A 14799-nucleotide genomic window follows, 5' to 3' on the forward strand; every position below is an offset into this window, starting at 1 on the left:
GGAACGCCACTTGAAAGACGATGTAACCTTTGCGCGCTTATCCAGCGTCGCACCTACCGAGATTGTGGCCCACATGTCTGACCCGCGGGTGGCGAAGCATATGCCGCTCCTGACCATGACGTGGGATGCAAAGACTGTTGCGGAATTTGTCGCAGCAAAGGAAGAATGCTGGTCGCGTGATGGCCTTGGGCACTGGGCTTTCTTTTCGGAAGGCCGATATGTCGGATGGGGTGGATTTCAGAAGGAAGGCGCTGAATGGGATTTCGGCCTTGTCCTGAGACCCGACGACTTTGGTCTTGGGACGCGCATCTCAAGACAAGCAATTGAGTTTGCCATCGCCGACGACCGCATCCCCTACGTTACATTCCTTTTGCCGCCTTCTCGCACGAAGCTTGGGGCGCTCAAAAGGATGGGCGCAATATATGTAGGCAACGTCAACTATGATGGTGCCACTTTTCTTAAGTATCGCCTCGAGACTGAATGACCGTCTGTCCCGTAGAGCTGTTGCCGACAGGTGCGCAAAAGACTTGGCTATGCGCGTCGCCAGTCTCCTGGCGCGAGGGGGCCCAGGGTCCATTCTCCAATCCGGACCCGGACCAGGCGCAGCGTAGGAAACCCCACATGCGCTGTCATGCGCCGGACCTGTCGGTTGCGCCCTTCCGTGAGCGTCAGTTCCAGCCAGCTGTCGGGGATGGATTTGCGGACCCGGATGGGCGGGTCGCGCTCCCAGATGTCGGGCGGTGCGATGGCCTGTGCCTTGGCCGGTTTGGTGGGCCCGTCCTTTAGGGTGACTCCAGTGCGGAGGTGGTTCAGCGCGTCTTCGGTGATCGTTCCTTCGACCTGGGCCCAGTAGGTTTTGGGCGCCTTGTATTTGGGGTGCGCGATCTTGGCCTGCAAGCGGCCGTCGCTGGTCAGCACCATCAGCCCTTCGCTGTCGCGGTCGAGGCGGCCTGCGGCATAGACGCCCGGTACGTCGATGAAATTGGACAGGGTCGGGCGCGGGGAGCCCTCGGTGCCCTTGTCCGTGAACTGCGAGAGCACGCCGTAGGGTTTGTTGAAGAGGATCGTCGTCACTGGAGCGGTTCGAGCCGGGTGATGCCGACTGCTGCGGCGCGTGCGAGCCCTTCGTCGAGCGACATGGGGATGTATTCGCCGCGCCGCCAGAGCTGTGCCAGGTCGTCGTAGTGCCGCGACAGGAAGTGCCCCGATTGTCCGGTTGAGATCACGAAGACCGAGCTGTTGGGGTCGGCAAAGTCATAGACGCCCCGGTAGCCCGCGCCGTGGACATTGTGGAACGGGTCGGGCCCGGTGCCTTGGGTCAGCCCGCGCAGGAGCGTGTTGTCGCCGCCGGACGTGCTTTGCCGGATGTTGACGAAGTAGCGCAGGATCGGCACGTCGCCCAGCACCTGGTGGTCGTGGGTGGCCTGGTGTGCATCGCCCCAGCGCAGGGATTCCAGTTGGCTGCCCCATGTTTCGTTGATGTCGAGCAGCGCGTCGTCAAGCGCGAGGCGGGCCATGTCGGCGCAGGTTTCCACCGGGGCCGATTGGCGGACGTCGCACCATATTCCGGCCCCGTCGACATTGCGGAAGACACGCTCGATGAAGAGCGGTTCGGGGTGGGTGAGCGTATCGGCCATGGGGCCAAGTTCGTCCCGGATGAGCCGGTCCTGCAGCTTGCGCAGCCAAGCCGCGTAGATCAGCGGCTCGGGCCAGTGTTCGTTCATCTCGCCGTTCCATTCGGCGAGCAGCGCGAGCGCGCGTTGGCGCTGGCGTTCGGGTGTGCCTGCGGGGGCGGCTTCGCCTGTGAACCACAGCTCGGCCCCGATGAGGGGCAGGAGCGAGCGGGCCGTGAAGCTGACCGTGTCGAGTTGCGCCTCGATGAAGCTGTCGCGGGTATGCACCTCGCGCGCCTGCATCAGCCTGCGCCAGCGTTGGACCCGTTGCGTATCGCCCCAGACAAAGCTGATGTGGTTGGGGAAGGGGCGGTCCACCGTCTTGTTGTTGGTGTTGCCGAGGATGCCGCCAACGGGCGACACGAAGCCGGGATTGGAGGTGTAGGGCATACGGCCCTGCCAGCGGTTTTCCGGGCGCCAGCCCAGCGAAGGCAAGCGCCCCTGGCTTTGGTGTGCGGCATTGCGATTGGGCACGGCGCCGATGGTTTTCATCGCAATTGCGCTGCGATCGACCAGCGTGATGTTCTGGGCAGGTGCGATGTAGCGTTCGCCTGCCGTGATCGCCTCGGCCACGTTCTGGGCCTTCATGATGCCCATGGCCGCGCTGACCGAGGTGTCATTGGGGCTGAGCACCGTCCAGCTGAGGGCGGCCACGTGGCCGGGCGGTGTCACGGTGCCGAGATTGAGGACGCTGCCGGGCAGCACCGGGCCGTTGTCCGTCCAGCGCAGGGTGAGCGTGACCGGGTCCTGATCCGCGATTTCGAGGATGGAGTCGCGGGTCTCAAAGTCCTTCCAGCCCGTTGGCGTGCGGTACTGTCCGATATTGTCGGGGTTCAGTTCTTCGATGAACACGTCCTGATCATCGACATAGGCCGTCGTCAGCCCCCAGCCGAGCAGGTCGGAGCGGCCTGTCAGCACCACCGGCATGCCGGGGATCGTGCCACCGATGACGCCGCCGGTTTGAAGTTCGAGCCGCGCGAGATACCAGATGGCGGGGGCGGAAAAGCCGAGATGCGGGTCATTGGCCAGAAGCGTGCCGCCCGAGGCCGAGCGGGCGGCGGCGGCGGCCCACGCGTTCGATGCGCCTGCAAAGCCGCGGGGGCGGAAGGGCGAAAGCGGGTGCGGGTCGGGTTCAGCCGCGGCATATGTCGCCTGAGTTCCCGGCACGAGGGTCGCGTATTCCGGCAGGCTTGCGATGCCGTCGCCCGGCACGTCCGGCAGGATGTCGGCGAGCCGTGCGGGATCATCGAGTGCGAGCGACATGCGGGCGCGCAGCACCTCTTCACTCAGATGGCCGGAGAGCTGCAGGCCCATGAGCTTGGCCACCGCAATGCTGTCGGCGGGGCGCCAGGGCGCGAGGGGCGTGTTGAAGAGGAACATTTCCGGCGCGCCGCGCCCCAGCGCCTCGGCGTTGATCTGGTCGAGGCGGGCGTTCACGCCGGAAGCGTAGGCTTCGAGCGCAGCTTGGGTTTCGGGGTCCTGTGCTGCAACGGACTGGACCGAGAGGCGGTAGATGTCGAGGCGGCGGACAAAGCTGTCGACGTCCACCGTCGTGGTGCCGAACAGCTCGCTCAGGCGGCCTTGGGCCGTGCGCCGCAGCATCATCATCTGCCAGAGCCGGTCCTGCGCGTGCGCAAAGCCGAGGCCGTGGAACACATCGGTGTCCGTTTCGCCAAAGATGTGGGGCACGTTGGCATTGTCGCGCACGATCTCGACCGGGGCGGAGATGGCGGGCACGCGCACGCGGGCGTCGTAATTGGGCAGTGAGCGGGAGGCGAGGTAATACACCATGCCGACCGCCAGCACCGCCAGCACGATCAGTGCTGCCGTCAACCGTACCAGCCATTGAAAGACCACTGCCATGCCGTGTCGCCCTTATCGTCGCGCGTTGACCCTTGGGCCACGACTGTTAGGTAGGCGGAGACGGAAGCGCAAGCCAAGGGCAGCGCAAAACACGAGGAGCGATCACGGATGGCGAAGCTGGCATTTCTGGGGATGGGTGTGATGGGCGCACCGATGGCGGGGCATCTGTTGAAAGCGGGCCATGACGTGACCGTCTACAACCGCACGGCCACCAAGGCTCAGGACTGGGTGAGCGACCATGGTGGTGCGATGGCCCGCACGCCGCGTGCCGCCGCCGAAGGTGCGGATTTCGTGATGGCCTGCGTTGGCAATGATGATGATCTGCGCTCGGTCTGTCTGGGCGAAGACGGTGCCTTTGCCGGGATGGGGAGCGGCACCGTTTTCGTGGATCACACCACTGTGTCGGCCAAGGTGACGGCGGAGCTCTATGCGGCGGCGGATGCGGCACAGATCAGCTTTGTCGATGCGCCGATTTCAGGCGGGCAGGCGGGGGCCGAGAACGGCCAGTTGTCCATCATGTGCGGCGGTGATCAGGGCGCCTATGCCCGCGCCGAGCCGATCATACAGGCCTATGCCAAGCTGTGCCGCCGCATTGGCGAGAGCGGCGCGGGCCAGATGACCAAGATGTGCAACCAGATTGCCATTGCGGGTGTGGTGCAGGGACTGGCCGAGGCGCTGCATTTTGCCGAGAAGGCGGGTCTGGACGGGCGTGCGGTGGTCGAGGTGATCAGCCAGGGTGCTGCCGGGTCCTGGCAGATGTCGAACCGGTACGAGACGATGCTGGATGATCATTTTGATCACGGCTTTGCCACGGACTGGATGCGCAAGGACCTGGGGATTTGCCTGGATACCGCGGACGAGAATGGCGCCAGCCTGCCGGTCACGGCGCTGGTCGATCAGTTCTACAAGGATGTGCAGAAGATGGGCGGCGGGCGTTGGGATACGTCGAGCCTGTTCAAGCGGTTGCGGAACATCGGATAGGATTGCGTCGGTGGGCGGCTCTGTTTGCTGCGCAAAGGCGCCCGCCCACCGACCCGATTGGGGCTGCGCCCAGGTGCTCCACGGTGTGGCTGGCAGCTTTTTCTTTGAAAAAGCTACCCTTGCCACTTAGTGCGTCTGTCTGCGCAGCCGCACTAGGGAATGATGCGGGTGTATTTTGTGCCTTCGAGCGTGGCGCCGATGCGCAGGCCCGCGCGGGCGAAGACTGCCGCCAGCACCGGGGAGAGGGCCGTTGTGGTATCCGCCGCGACACTGTCACCTTCGTTCGACACAACGTATTCGACATCCGCGCCTGCGGCCCAGCCGGCGCCGCGGCGAAACTCGCTCAACGCCTCTTCGGTCATGAAGAAGAGCACGTGGGCCGATTGTTGTGCGCCGATCTGCAGCCCGCCTGAGCCCTTGACCACCGAATAGTAGTCCACCGTCGCGTTGTTGACGCGCAGGGCGCCGCGCCCGTAGGAGCCGCCGAAGACAAACCCGGCCTCTGTCACCAGCGGCATGACCAGCATGCCGTTGGCTTTCTGCGCAAGCTGCACAGTGTTGGGGTAGCTGCGATACATTTCGTCCAGCGTGGCGTCGACGCGCGCGTCGATCATCGATCCGCCGCTGCTGCCCACTCCGTTTCCGCATGCTGCCAGCAGTCCGGTGCCAGCCAATGCCCCTGCGGCGAAGGCCCGCCGCGAGATTCCGTTCGATTTCATTTTGAACCGCCTGTGTTGCTCTTTGTCGTGCCCGGTTTCTCCGGACTTCGTGCGCAGATATACGCCGATTGCTGTGTTCTGTCACTACACAGCGTGCATTGCGCGGCTTTCTGCCGGCGTTTTTGGGGGCTCTGCCCCCGGCCTTTGGCCTCCCCCGGGATTTTTGGGAAACAGGGAAGGTGGACCGTCAGGTGCTGCGCTGTGCCAGCAGCCGTGCTGCGGCCGGAGCGAAATAGGTGAGGATGCCGTCGCAGCCTGCGCGTTTGAAGGCCATCAGGCTTTCCATCATCACCCGGTCATGGTCGATCCAGCCATTGGCGCTGGCCGCTTCGATCATCGCGTATTCGCCGGACACCTGGTAGGCGAAGGTGGGCGCGCCGAACGTGTCTTTCACCCGGCGGCAGATGTCGAGATAGGGCAGGCCCGGCTTGACCATGACCATATCGGCGCCTTCGGCCAGGTCCCGTTCGATGAGCCGCAGCGCCTCGTCCGAGTTGGCCGGGTCCATCTGGTAGGTTTTCTTGTCGCCTGTCAGCGCGCCGGATGCGCCCACCGCATCGCGGAACGGGCCATAGAAGGCCGAGGCGTATTTGGCGGCGTAGCTGAGGATCATCACGTTCTGGTGGCCCGCACCCTCGAGCGCTTGCCGGATCGCACCGATGCGCCCGTCCATCATGTCTGAGGGCCCGATGATGTCGGCGCCTGCCTCGGCCTGGCTCAGTGCCATTTTGACCAGTGCCTCGACCGAGCGGTCATTCACGATCTCGCCGTTTTCGACAAAGCCGTCATGGCCGTTGATGTTGTAGGTGTCGAGGGCGACATCGGTCATGATCGCCAGCTCCGGCACGGCCTGTTTGATGGCGCGGATGGCGCGGTTGGCGTTGTTTTCGGGGTCCCAGGCGCCTGCGCAATCCTCGGTCCGGTCCTCGAGCCCGGTATAGGGGAAGATGCAGATGGCCGGGATACCCAGATCGGCGGCTTCGCGCGCGGCCTCGACCACCTTGTCGACCGAGCGGCGGACGACGCCGGGCATGGAGGGGATCGGCTCTTCGATCCCTTCGCCGCTGCGCACGAAGATGGGCCAGATGAAGTCATCGACCGTCAGCGTGTTCTGCCGGACCATGCCGCGGATTGCGGGGCTTTGGCGGGTGCGGCGCAGGCGTGTGGCGGGGAAGGGAGCTTGGGTCGGGCGCATGGCAGGTGTCCAGTTTGAGTGACAGTGCATGGGTGGCACGGTTTTTTGCCGTTGCCAACCCTAGGCACCGCTGCGTGCGCGCGCTAAGAGGGGCGCCAACCGAGGCAAACATGGCCCTGCAGGGGGCGACGGGACAGGCGTGGACTGGTACGACACCATTTTCGAGCTCATCGACATGCGCTCATTCTCGAACCTGTGGTTCTGGATTGCGCTCGCCGTGGTCTGGTCGACGGCCAGCCATTGGGTGCTGGGTGTGCCCTATGACATGGTGGCGCGGGCGCGGCGGCATGGGGGGCAGGCGGCGGAGGACCTTGAGGATCTGATCCGCATCAACACGAACCGGTTGCTGTTCATCGGCTCCGTTTCGGGTCTGTGGCTGTTGGGTATCGCCTGTTTTCTGATGACGGGCCTTGTTCTGCTGGGCTTTGTCTATGGCGTCGAGTTTGCACAGGCCGTGTTCCTGTTGGGCTTTCCCATGAGCATCGTGGGTGCGCTGAACCTGTCGACCGCCCGGTTGATCCAGGATGAAGGGGCCACGGGCGAGGCGCTGTGGCGGCGGTTGACCCGGCACAGGACCATCGTGCAGGCCATCGGCATGGTGTCGATCTTTGTCACGGCGCTGTGGGGGATGTACCAAAACCTGGCTGTCGGACCCTTCCCCGGTTGACAGCGGCCTGCAAAACGCCAAGTTACGCCCTCTTGGTTTCCGAACATCTGCTGATCCATGTCCAACGCCCAACACATCACCGTTTCCGGCGCGCCCGAGGGGTTTGATGCCCGACTGATCCTTGACGAAGTGGCCAAGGGTGGTCCGGTCTGCCATGTGGCCCGCGACGACAAGCGGCTCGCGGCGATGCAGGCCGCTTTGCGGTTTTTTGCGCCCGACATGCCGGTGCTGGTGTTTCCGGGGTGGGATTGTCTGCCCTATGACCGCGTATCGCCCAATGCCGACATTTCGGCCCAGCGGATGGCGACGTTGGCCGCACTTGTGCATGGGATGCCCGAGCAGTTTGTGCTGCTGACCACGCTGAATGCAGCGACGCAGCGGGTGCCAGCGCGGGATCTGCTGCGGGAGGCGGCATTTTCGGCCACGGTGGGCAATCGCGTCGATGAAGCGGCGCTGCGCAATTTCCTTGTCCGCATGGGGTTTGTGCAGAGCCCGACGGTGATGGAACCGGGCGACTATGCCATTCGCGGCGGCATCATCGACATCTACCCGCCGGGTGATCTGGGACCGGTGCGGTTGGACCTGTTCGGGGATGTGCTGGACGGCGCGCGGCGGTTTGATCCGGCGACACAGCGGACGACAGAGAAGCTGGATGTCGTTGAACTGGCGCCCGTGTCCGAGGTCATTCTGGACGAGGCGGCGATCACGCGGTTTCGGCAGAACTACCGTTTGGGGTTTGGCGCAGCAGGCACGGATGACCCGCTGTATGAGGCGGTCAGTGCCGGGCGCAAGCATCAGGGGGCCGAGCATTGGTTGCCACTGTTCCATGATGGGTTGGACACGTTGTTCGACTACCTGCCCGGTGCCACGATCACGCTGGATGATCAGGTCACACCTGCGCGGCTGGCGCGGTGGGAGAGCATTGAGGACCAGTTTGAGACGCGGCGCCTCGCCATGGAAAACCGGTCCAAGATGGACACGGTGTACAAGCCGTCGAAGCCCGAGGGGCTGTACTTGGACGACGCCGCGTGGGAGGCCGCTGTGGCCGGGTTCCGCGTGCTGTCCTTTGCCCAGTTGCCGCAGGCGACAGGCCCCGGCGTCACCGATGCGGGTGGGCGGATCGGGCGCAATTTCTCACCCGAGCGTCAACAGGAATCCATAAGCCTTTTCGGGGCGTTGGCGTCGCATGTTAAGGCGAAGATGGCGAGTGGGCCGGTTGTCATCGCCAGCTATTCGGAAGGCGCGCGTGAGCGTCTGACCGGGCTGATCGAGGATGAGGGGTTGGCCGAGGTCATTCCGATCCCGAACGCGACCCGCATCGGCAAGTGTGGCCTGCATCTGGCGGTTTGGGCGCTGGAACACGGGTTTGAAGCGCCCGGCCTGACGGTGATTTCCGAACAGGATGTGCTGGGTGATAGGCTGATCCGGCAGCCGAAGAAGAAGCGCCGGGCTGAGAACTTCCTGACCGAGACGCAGTCGCTGTCTCCGGGTGATCTGGTGGTGCATGTCGATCACGGGATTGGTCGATATCAGGGGATGGAGGTTGTCACCGCTGCCGGTGCGGCCCATGAGTGCCTGCTGCTGGAATATGCGGAACGGTCGAAGCTGTACCTGCCCGTCGAGAACATCGAGCTGCTGTCCAAGTATGGGCATGAAGAGGGCCTGCTGGACCGGCTGGGTGGTGGCGCGTGGCAGGCGAAGAAGGCGAAGCTGAAAGAGCGCATTCGCGAGATGGCGGATCGGTTGATCCGGATTGCGGCGGAGCGTGCCTTGCGCAAGGCGCCCATTCTGGAGCCGCCGCCGGGGATGTGGGACGCCTTTGCCGCGCGGTTCCCGTATCAGGAGACGGACGACCAGTTGAACGCCATTGCTGCTGTGATGGACGACTTGACCGCAGGACAGCCCATGGACCGGCTGATTTGTGGTGATGTCGGCTTTGGCAAGACGGAGGTGGCGATGCGCGCGGCCTTTGTTGCGGCGATGTCGGGCGTGCAGGTGGCGGTGATTGCACCGACGACGCTGCTTGCGCGGCAGCACTACAAGAGCTTTGCCGAGCGCTTTCGCGGCTTTCCCATCGAGGTGCGGCAGCTGAGCCGTTTTGTCAGTGCCAAGGAAGCATCGGCCACGCGCGATGCGATGTCGAAGGGGACGGCTGATATTGTCGTGGGCACCCATGCGCTGCTGGCGAAGGGTGTGAGGTTCCAGAACCTTGGCCTGCTTGTCATTGATGAGGAACAGAAATTCGGGGTTGGTCACAAGGAGCGGCTGAAGCAGATGCGCTCGGACGTGCATGTGCTGACGCTGACGGCAACGCCCATTCCGCGTACGTTGCAATTGTCGCTCACCGGCGTGCGCGATCTGTCGATCATCGGCACGCCGCCGGTGGACCGACTGGCGATCCGGACATACGTGTCCGAATTTGACGCGGTGACCATTCGTGAGGCGCTGTTGCGTGAGCATTATCGTGGTGGGCAGTCGTTTTATGTCGTGCCGCGCATCAGCGATCTGCCTGAGATTGAGGAGTTTCTGAAAGAGCAGTTGCCGGAGCTTACTTACGTCGTGGCCCATGGGCAGATGGCGGCGGGTGAGTTGGATGACCGGATGAACGCCTTTTACGACGGCAAGTTCGATGTGTTGCTGGCGACGACGATTGTGGAAAGCGGCCTGGATATTCCGACGGCGAACACGATGATCGTGCATCGGGCGGACATGTTCGGTCTGGCGCAGCTTTACCAGATCCGGGGCCGGGTGGGGCGGTCGAAGACGCGGGCCTATGCCTATCTAACCACGAAGCCGCGCGCCAAGCTGACAGCGACGGCCGAGAAGCGTCTGCGTGTTCTGGGCTCGCTCGACACGCTGGGGGCAGGGTTCACGCTGGCGTCCCAGGATCTGGACATTCGCGGGGCGGGCAACCTGCTGGGCGAGGAGCAGTCGGGCCAGATGCGCGATGTCGGCTTTGAGCTGTACCAATCCATGCTTGAAGAGGCGATTGGCAAGATCAAGGCGGGCGAGATGGAGGCGCTGACCGACGATGACGGGCAGTGGGCGCCGCAGATCAATCTGGGCGTGCCGGTGCTGATCCCCGAAGACTACGTGCCCGATCTGGACGTGCGGTTGGGGCTGTATCGTCGCCTGTCGGAGCTGAGTACGAAGGTGGAGCTTGAGGGCTTTGCCGCCGAGTTGATCGACCGCTTTGGTAAGCTGCCGAAGGAAGTGAACACGCTGATGCTGGTCGTGCGCATCAAGGCGATGTGCAAGCGGGCCGGGATTGCGAAGCTGGATGGTGGACCCAAGGGGGCGACGTTGCAGTTCCATAATGACAAGTTCGCCTCGCCCCAGGGGCTCGTTGAGTTCATTCAGGACCAGCGCGGCATGGCCAAGGTCAAGGACAACAAGATCGTCGTGCGCCGGGATTGGGCCAAGGACAGCGACAAGATCAAGGGCGCTTTTGCCATCGCGCGGGATCTGGCGGAGAAGGTTGTGGCCGAGAAGAAGAAGGCGAAGGCGGGCTAGGCCACGGCCTCTTCCGCGCGGCGCATCTGCTGCATGAGGATGGAGGCCACGATACAGGCGATCAGGACGGTGGCGACCAGCGCCATCGGCGTGCCGTCGAACATCAGCCCGATGGGCGAGGCGAGGGCGGCACCCAGCACGGTGGAGATGGCACCGATGACCGAGGCGGCCATGCCCGCGATATGCCCCATCGGCTCCATCGCGATGGCGTTGAGGTTGGCCACGGTCAGCCCGCCCTGGAACATCACGCCCCACTGCCAGAAAATGTAGAACCAGAACAGACCCGGCATATCGGCGATCATCCACATCACGAAGATGGTGGAGATCACGAGCTGCGCGCTCAGCGCCCAGGTCACCATCCTGCGCATCCCGAACCGCCCGACGATGGCGGCGTTCAGAAGGCTGGAGACGCCGGAGGCCAGCGCGATGGCTCCGAACCAGATCGGAAAGGTTTCCGCCCTGTCAAACGAGACCTCAAAGATCGGTTGCACCATCGTCAGGATGGAAAACAGGATCATCAGCATCAGGGTCTGCACATAGATCGACAGTCGTACGGTGCGGTTTGCAAACATCTGTCCCACCGCGTCGACCATCAAGGGCCAGCGCAGCGGGCGACGGTTCTCGCGTGGCAAGGTTTCGGAGATCCGGGTTGCGAACCACAGCAGAATGATCAGCGCAAAGATCAGGAACGCGGGGAAGATCGCGCGCCATCCAGCGGCGTCCATGATGATCTTGCCCATCAGGGGAGCGATGGCGGGCACGAGCAAAAACACCATCATGGTCAGCGACAGGATGCTGGCCATGGCGCGCCCGGCATAGAGATCGCGGATGATGGCCGCCGATACCACGCGCGGCCCTGCGGCACCCAGACCCTGCAGGACTCGCGCGGCAAGCATCAATTCCAGCGTGGGTGCAACCCAACTCAGCACGGCCCCCAGTGCGTAGACCGCGAGGCCCAGATACACTACGGGTTTGCGGCCAATCGCGTCGGACAGCGGGCCGGTAAAGAACGTCCCGGCCCCCATACCGATGACGAAGAAGGTCATCACCAGTGCCGCCTGTGCCACACCGCCCTCTGGCGCGATGTCATTGGCGATGGCGGGCAAGGCGGGCAGCATCGCGTCGATCGAGAACGCAATGGTCGCAAACATCATCGCCATCAGCGCGATGAATTCGGCTTTGCCCAGTCTTTGTCCCTCTGGTTCAGTCACGATGAGAGTGGTTTGTCCGGCTGAATGTGACGCTGTTGCGCGGCACCTTGCCGATACCAACGCGACTTGGCAACGACTTACGGTTGAAATTCGACCGAATGGTTAAATTGTGATCGTTTGACGCGGTCAGGCGGCACCTTGCCGCAGCTCTTCGATCACTTTTGCCCAAAGCTCGGGCGGCTGCGCGCCCGGTACGGCGTGCTGGTTCGCGACGATGAATGTGGGAACGGAGCCGATTCCCATCTCGCGGCTGTGTGCGTCGCGCGCGGCGATGTCTTCCTTGTCTGCGTCAGAGGCCAGCAAGCGCAAAACCACGCTGGCGTCCATGCCGATCCCGTCTGCAATGTCTGCCAGCACTTCGGGATCGCCGATGTCGCGCGTGTCGACGAAATAGGCCTTGAACAGGGCCGACACCGCCGCTGTCTGCTTGCCCTCGATCCCTGCCCAATGGATCAGCCGGTGGGCGTCCATCGTGTTGGGGGTGCGTTTCATGCCTTCGAAGTCGATTTTCAGACCTGCCTTTTCCGCATGTTCCACGACCGGTGCATAGGCCCGGACCGCGCCTTCCTTTCCGCCGAACTTCGTTTCGAGGTATGCGCGGCGGTCCATGCCGTCCGCCGGCATATCCGGGTTCAGTTGGAACGGGTGCCATTCAATCACGAAAGGGTGGTCCGGGTTCGCCTCGAGCGCGCGATCCAGATGCGCCTTGCCGATGTAGCACCATGGGCAGATCGGGTCGGACATGATGTCGAGTTTGATAGGGTCGGGCATCAGGTGGCTTTCGTTGTTTGGGGCCAGAACAGGGGCAGGCGCCGCCGGACCAGCTTGCCGTTGGCGCCCGTAGGCAGCTTCGGCACATGAATATACGCGCGGGGGTGTTTGTATCGCGCCAGCTTCGGCTCGACATAGGCACGCAGGGCGGTCTCGTCCAGTGGGGCGGAGGATGTGTAGAACGCGGCGATGATGAACACGCCGGTTTTGACCTCGATCTGGGTCACGCCAACGCCGGTCAGCCCGGGCGCGTCTGCAAGGGCTGCTTCAACCTCGATCGGGGACACGCGGTAGCCGCCCGCATTCATCATGTCGTCGTCGCGGCCGAGATAGGTGATTTGTCCGTCTTCATCCATGACGCCCATGTCACCCGTCATAAACCAGTCGCCTGCATATTTTGCAGCCGTTTCCTCGGGCGCGTTCAGGTATTCGCGCATCAGACCGGGATCCGAGCGGTGAACGGCGATTGTTCCCGGTGCGCCCCGTTCCGTGGGCGCTCCGTCCGCCAGGATGGCAATGTATCGACCGGTCTGCGGCTGGCCCAGGGCACCCTGTTTTGCAGGATGGGCGGGGCTGGATGAGATGAAGGTGGAGCATTCCGACATGCCATAGGCTTCGAAGATGTCGGTGCCTGTCGCCTTGCGCCATGCGGCCAGCGTGGTTTCGGGCAGCTTCTCCCCGGCGCTCAGCCCGTGGCGCAAGGAGGGCACATCGGGCATGTCGGCACGTGCCAGCATCTGGCGATAGACACCGGGTGCTGCGGCAAAGATCGTGGCGCCATGGCGGCTGAGCAAGCTGCCAAGTGCATCGGGCCCTGTACCGGGCGCCGGGATGAGCGCTGTTGCGCCGACAGACCACGGGTCCATCAGCCCGGTGCCCAGGGTGTAGGTCCAGTTGAACGCACCTGCGTGCATGAGGACATCATCAGACCGCAGGCCGTACCAGCCGTCATGCATCATCTGGCGTGCCCAGATCGCGCGATGCGCGTGGGCCACGGCGCGGGGCTGTCCTGATGTTCCGGATGTGTAGATGATGTATCCCAGACGCTCGGGGTCGCCCATGTGCCAGTCCGCGGGCGGATGCGCGCGCAGTGCGTTCAGGGTGGCAAGCCCGATTTCGGGCGCGCCGGGGGCTGACGACACGTTCGGATCCCGCAGGGTCAGGCGCGGTCTCAGATCCGCGATGATCCGCGCCACTTCGGGTTCTGTCAGGGCAGCCGATGTGGGCACGGGCACAAGTCCGACCGCCAGCGCACCCAGATAGGCGATGGGAAAGTCGAGTGTGTTTCCAAGGCGCAAGAGCACGATGTCGCCGGGCACGCAGCCTGCCGCGCGCAAGCCCCCGCCTGTGCCCAGAACCGCGTGCTTGAGCGCCCGGTAGGTCAGGGTGGTGGCGTTTGCAGTGTCCACGACAGATACGGCCACCTTGTCCGGCAGCCTGTCGGCATGGGCAAGAACATGGGCCGCCATGTTGAACGGCCTGGGGCAGGGTGGCAGCGGGGTGCTGCGGACAACGCTCAGCACGGGGCTCGGCACGGGCGACGTTGCATGGTCGCACCACGCGTCCTATAGAGATCGTCATGCAAGGCAAAGACCCCAAAACGCTGATCCAGATCGCCCGGTCTACGGGCCGGGACGAGACCGCGGAACCTCTTGATCTGGGCGCCCGCGTGCGCGAGTTGCGCAAGGCGCGCGACTGGACGCTGGAACAGGCGGCCAATCAGGCCGGTCTGGCCCGTTCGACCCTGTCGAAGATCGAAAACGGGCAGATGTCGCCGACTTACGAGGCGCTCAAGAAGCTGGCCGTTGGCCTTGAGATCAGTGTGCCGCAGCTGTTCACGCCGCCGGAAAAGGGGCAGATCAACGGGCGTATGGTGGTCACCCAGTCGGGGCAGGGCAACGCGCAGGCCACGGTGACATATGAACACGAGCTGTTGGCCGAGACGCTGACCAAGAAGCAGATGCTGCCCTATCGCGCGCGCGTGCGTGCGCGGTCCATGGATGAGTTCGACGGGTGGGTGCGGCACGACGGCGAAGAGTTCCTCTATGTGCTGACGGGGGTCATTCGCCTGTATACTGAGTTTTACGAACCGGTCGACATGCGGCGCGGTGACAGCGCCTATTACGATGCCACGATGGGGCACAACGTTGTGTCTGTCAGTGATGAGGATGCGCTGATCCTGTGGGTGACGTCGCTCGCTTAAATG

The 14799-nt window shown here is 63.7% G+C and carries 12 protein-coding genes; 5 read left to right on the plus strand and 7 right to left on the minus strand.

Features of this window, described 5'->3' with window-relative positions; translation table 11 throughout:
* Positions 1-73 precede the first annotated feature (73 nt).
* Positions 74-484 (plus strand): GNAT family N-acetyltransferase, encoded by a 411-nt coding sequence (locus tag KUV51_RS05455; protein ID WP_222521250.1) that lies wholly within the window; start codon positions 74-76, stop codon positions 482-484.
* Between the two features lie 47 nt (positions 485-531).
* On the opposite strand, the gene KUV51_RS05460 is transcribed toward KUV51_RS05455, so the two are convergent.
* Positions 532-1074, minus strand: a complete 543-nt coding sequence (locus KUV51_RS05460; protein WP_222520566.1) for an rRNA large subunit pseudouridine synthase E — start codon at positions 1072-1074, stop codon at positions 532-534.
* Positions 1071-3536 (minus strand): penicillin acylase family protein, encoded by a 2466-nt coding sequence (locus KUV51_RS05465; RefSeq protein ID WP_222520567.1) that lies wholly within the window; start codon positions 3534-3536, stop codon positions 1071-1073. Before KUV51_RS05465 ends, KUV51_RS05460 begins: the two co-directional genes overlap by 4 nt.
* A 108-nt stretch (positions 3537-3644) precedes the next feature.
* Here KUV51_RS05465 and KUV51_RS05470 point away from each other — a divergent pair, with 108 nt between their 5' ends.
* Positions 3645-4517 (plus strand): NAD(P)-dependent oxidoreductase, encoded by an 873-nt coding sequence (locus tag KUV51_RS05470; protein ID WP_222520568.1) that lies wholly within the window; start codon positions 3645-3647, stop codon positions 4515-4517.
* Between the two features lie 152 nt (positions 4518-4669).
* Here KUV51_RS05470 and KUV51_RS05475 read toward each other — a convergent pair whose 3' ends face one another.
* Positions 4670-5236 carry a YSC84-related protein gene (locus KUV51_RS05475; protein ID WP_222520569.1) on the minus strand — a complete coding sequence of 189 codons (567 nt, stop codon included), beginning with the start codon at positions 5234-5236 and terminating at the stop codon, positions 4670-4672.
* Positions 5237-5423: 187 nt separating this feature from the next.
* Positions 5424-6431 carry a porphobilinogen synthase gene (gene hemB / locus KUV51_RS05480; RefSeq protein ID WP_222520570.1) on the minus strand — a complete coding sequence of 336 codons (1008 nt, stop codon included), beginning with the start codon at positions 6429-6431 and terminating at the stop codon, positions 5424-5426.
* 139 nt (positions 6432-6570) lie between these two features.
* Here hemB and KUV51_RS05485 point away from each other — a divergent pair, with 139 nt between their 5' ends.
* Together KUV51_RS05485 and mfd are read left to right on the plus strand one after the other, a co-directional pair.
* The gene (locus KUV51_RS05485; RefSeq protein WP_222520571.1) at positions 6571-7098 is read left to right on the plus strand and encodes a component of SufBCD complex; all 528 of its coding nucleotides are present in this window, start codon (positions 6571-6573) and stop codon (positions 7096-7098) included.
* A 57-nt stretch (positions 7099-7155) separates the two neighbouring features.
* Positions 7156-10611 carry a transcription-repair coupling factor gene (gene mfd, locus KUV51_RS05490; protein WP_222520572.1) on the plus strand — a complete coding sequence of 1152 codons (3456 nt, stop codon included), beginning with the start codon at positions 7156-7158 and terminating at the stop codon, positions 10609-10611.
* Here the strand turns inward: mfd and KUV51_RS05495 are convergent.
* The 3 genes from KUV51_RS05495 to KUV51_RS05505 all read right to left on the minus strand — a co-directional run bounded on the left by KUV51_RS05495 (position 10608) and on the right by KUV51_RS05505 (position 14116).
* A complete protein-coding gene (locus KUV51_RS05495) occupies positions 10608-11822 on the minus strand; it encodes a multidrug effflux MFS transporter (RefSeq protein WP_315898794.1) in 1215 nt (404 codons plus the stop codon). The two genes, mfd and KUV51_RS05495, sit on opposite strands and share 4 nt — an antisense overlap.
* A gap of 126 nt (positions 11823-11948) precedes the next feature.
* Positions 11949-12593, minus strand: a complete 645-nt coding sequence (locus tag KUV51_RS05500; protein WP_222520573.1) for a DsbA family oxidoreductase — start codon at positions 12591-12593, stop codon at positions 11949-11951.
* Positions 12593-14116 (minus strand): class I adenylate-forming enzyme family protein, encoded by a 1524-nt coding sequence (locus tag KUV51_RS05505; RefSeq protein ID WP_410001067.1) that lies wholly within the window; start codon positions 14114-14116, stop codon positions 12593-12595. Before KUV51_RS05505 ends, KUV51_RS05500 begins: the two co-directional genes overlap by 1 nt.
* A gap of 56 nt (positions 14117-14172) precedes the next feature.
* On the opposite strand from KUV51_RS05505, the gene KUV51_RS05510 reads away from it, so the two are divergent.
* Positions 14173-14796 carry a helix-turn-helix domain-containing protein gene (locus KUV51_RS05510; RefSeq protein WP_222520575.1) on the plus strand — a complete coding sequence of 208 codons (624 nt, stop codon included), beginning with the start codon at positions 14173-14175 and terminating at the stop codon, positions 14794-14796.
* The last annotated feature ends 3 nt before the right edge of the window (positions 14797-14799 follow it).

It is taken from the genome of Tateyamaria omphalii (assembly GCF_019802125.1).
Classification (GTDB): Bacteria; Pseudomonadota; Alphaproteobacteria; order Rhodobacterales; family Rhodobacteraceae; genus Tateyamaria; species Tateyamaria omphalii_B.

What these genes read in the sequence shown, in the direction of transcription:
- KUV51_RS05475 (WP_222520569.1), bottom strand. Translation starts at nt 5,236, where the DNA reads ATGAAATCGAACGGAATCTCGCGGCGGGCCTTCGCCGCAGGGGCATTG.
- KUV51_RS05470 (WP_222520568.1), top strand. Translation starts at nt 3,645, where the DNA reads ATGGCGAAGCTGGCATTTCTGGGGATGGGTGTGATGGGCGCACCGATG.
- hemB (WP_222520570.1), bottom strand. Translation starts at nt 6,431, where the DNA reads ATGCGCCCGACCCAAGCTCCCTTCCCCGCCACACGCCTGCGCCGCACC.
- KUV51_RS05455 (WP_222521250.1), top strand. Translation starts at nt 74, where the DNA reads ATGTCTGACCCGCGGGTGGCGAAGCATATGCCGCTCCTGACCATGACG.
- KUV51_RS05500 (WP_222520573.1), bottom strand. Translation starts at nt 12,593, where the DNA reads ATGCCCGACCCTATCAAACTCGACATCATGTCCGACCCGATCTGCCCA.
- KUV51_RS05510 (WP_222520575.1), top strand. Translation starts at nt 14,173, where the DNA reads ATGCAAGGCAAAGACCCCAAAACGCTGATCCAGATCGCCCGGTCTACG.
- mfd (WP_222520572.1), top strand. Translation starts at nt 7,156, where the DNA reads ATGTCCAACGCCCAACACATCACCGTTTCCGGCGCGCCCGAGGGGTTT.
- KUV51_RS05465 (WP_222520567.1), bottom strand. Translation starts at nt 3,536, where the DNA reads ATGGCAGTGGTCTTTCAATGGCTGGTACGGTTGACGGCAGCACTGATC.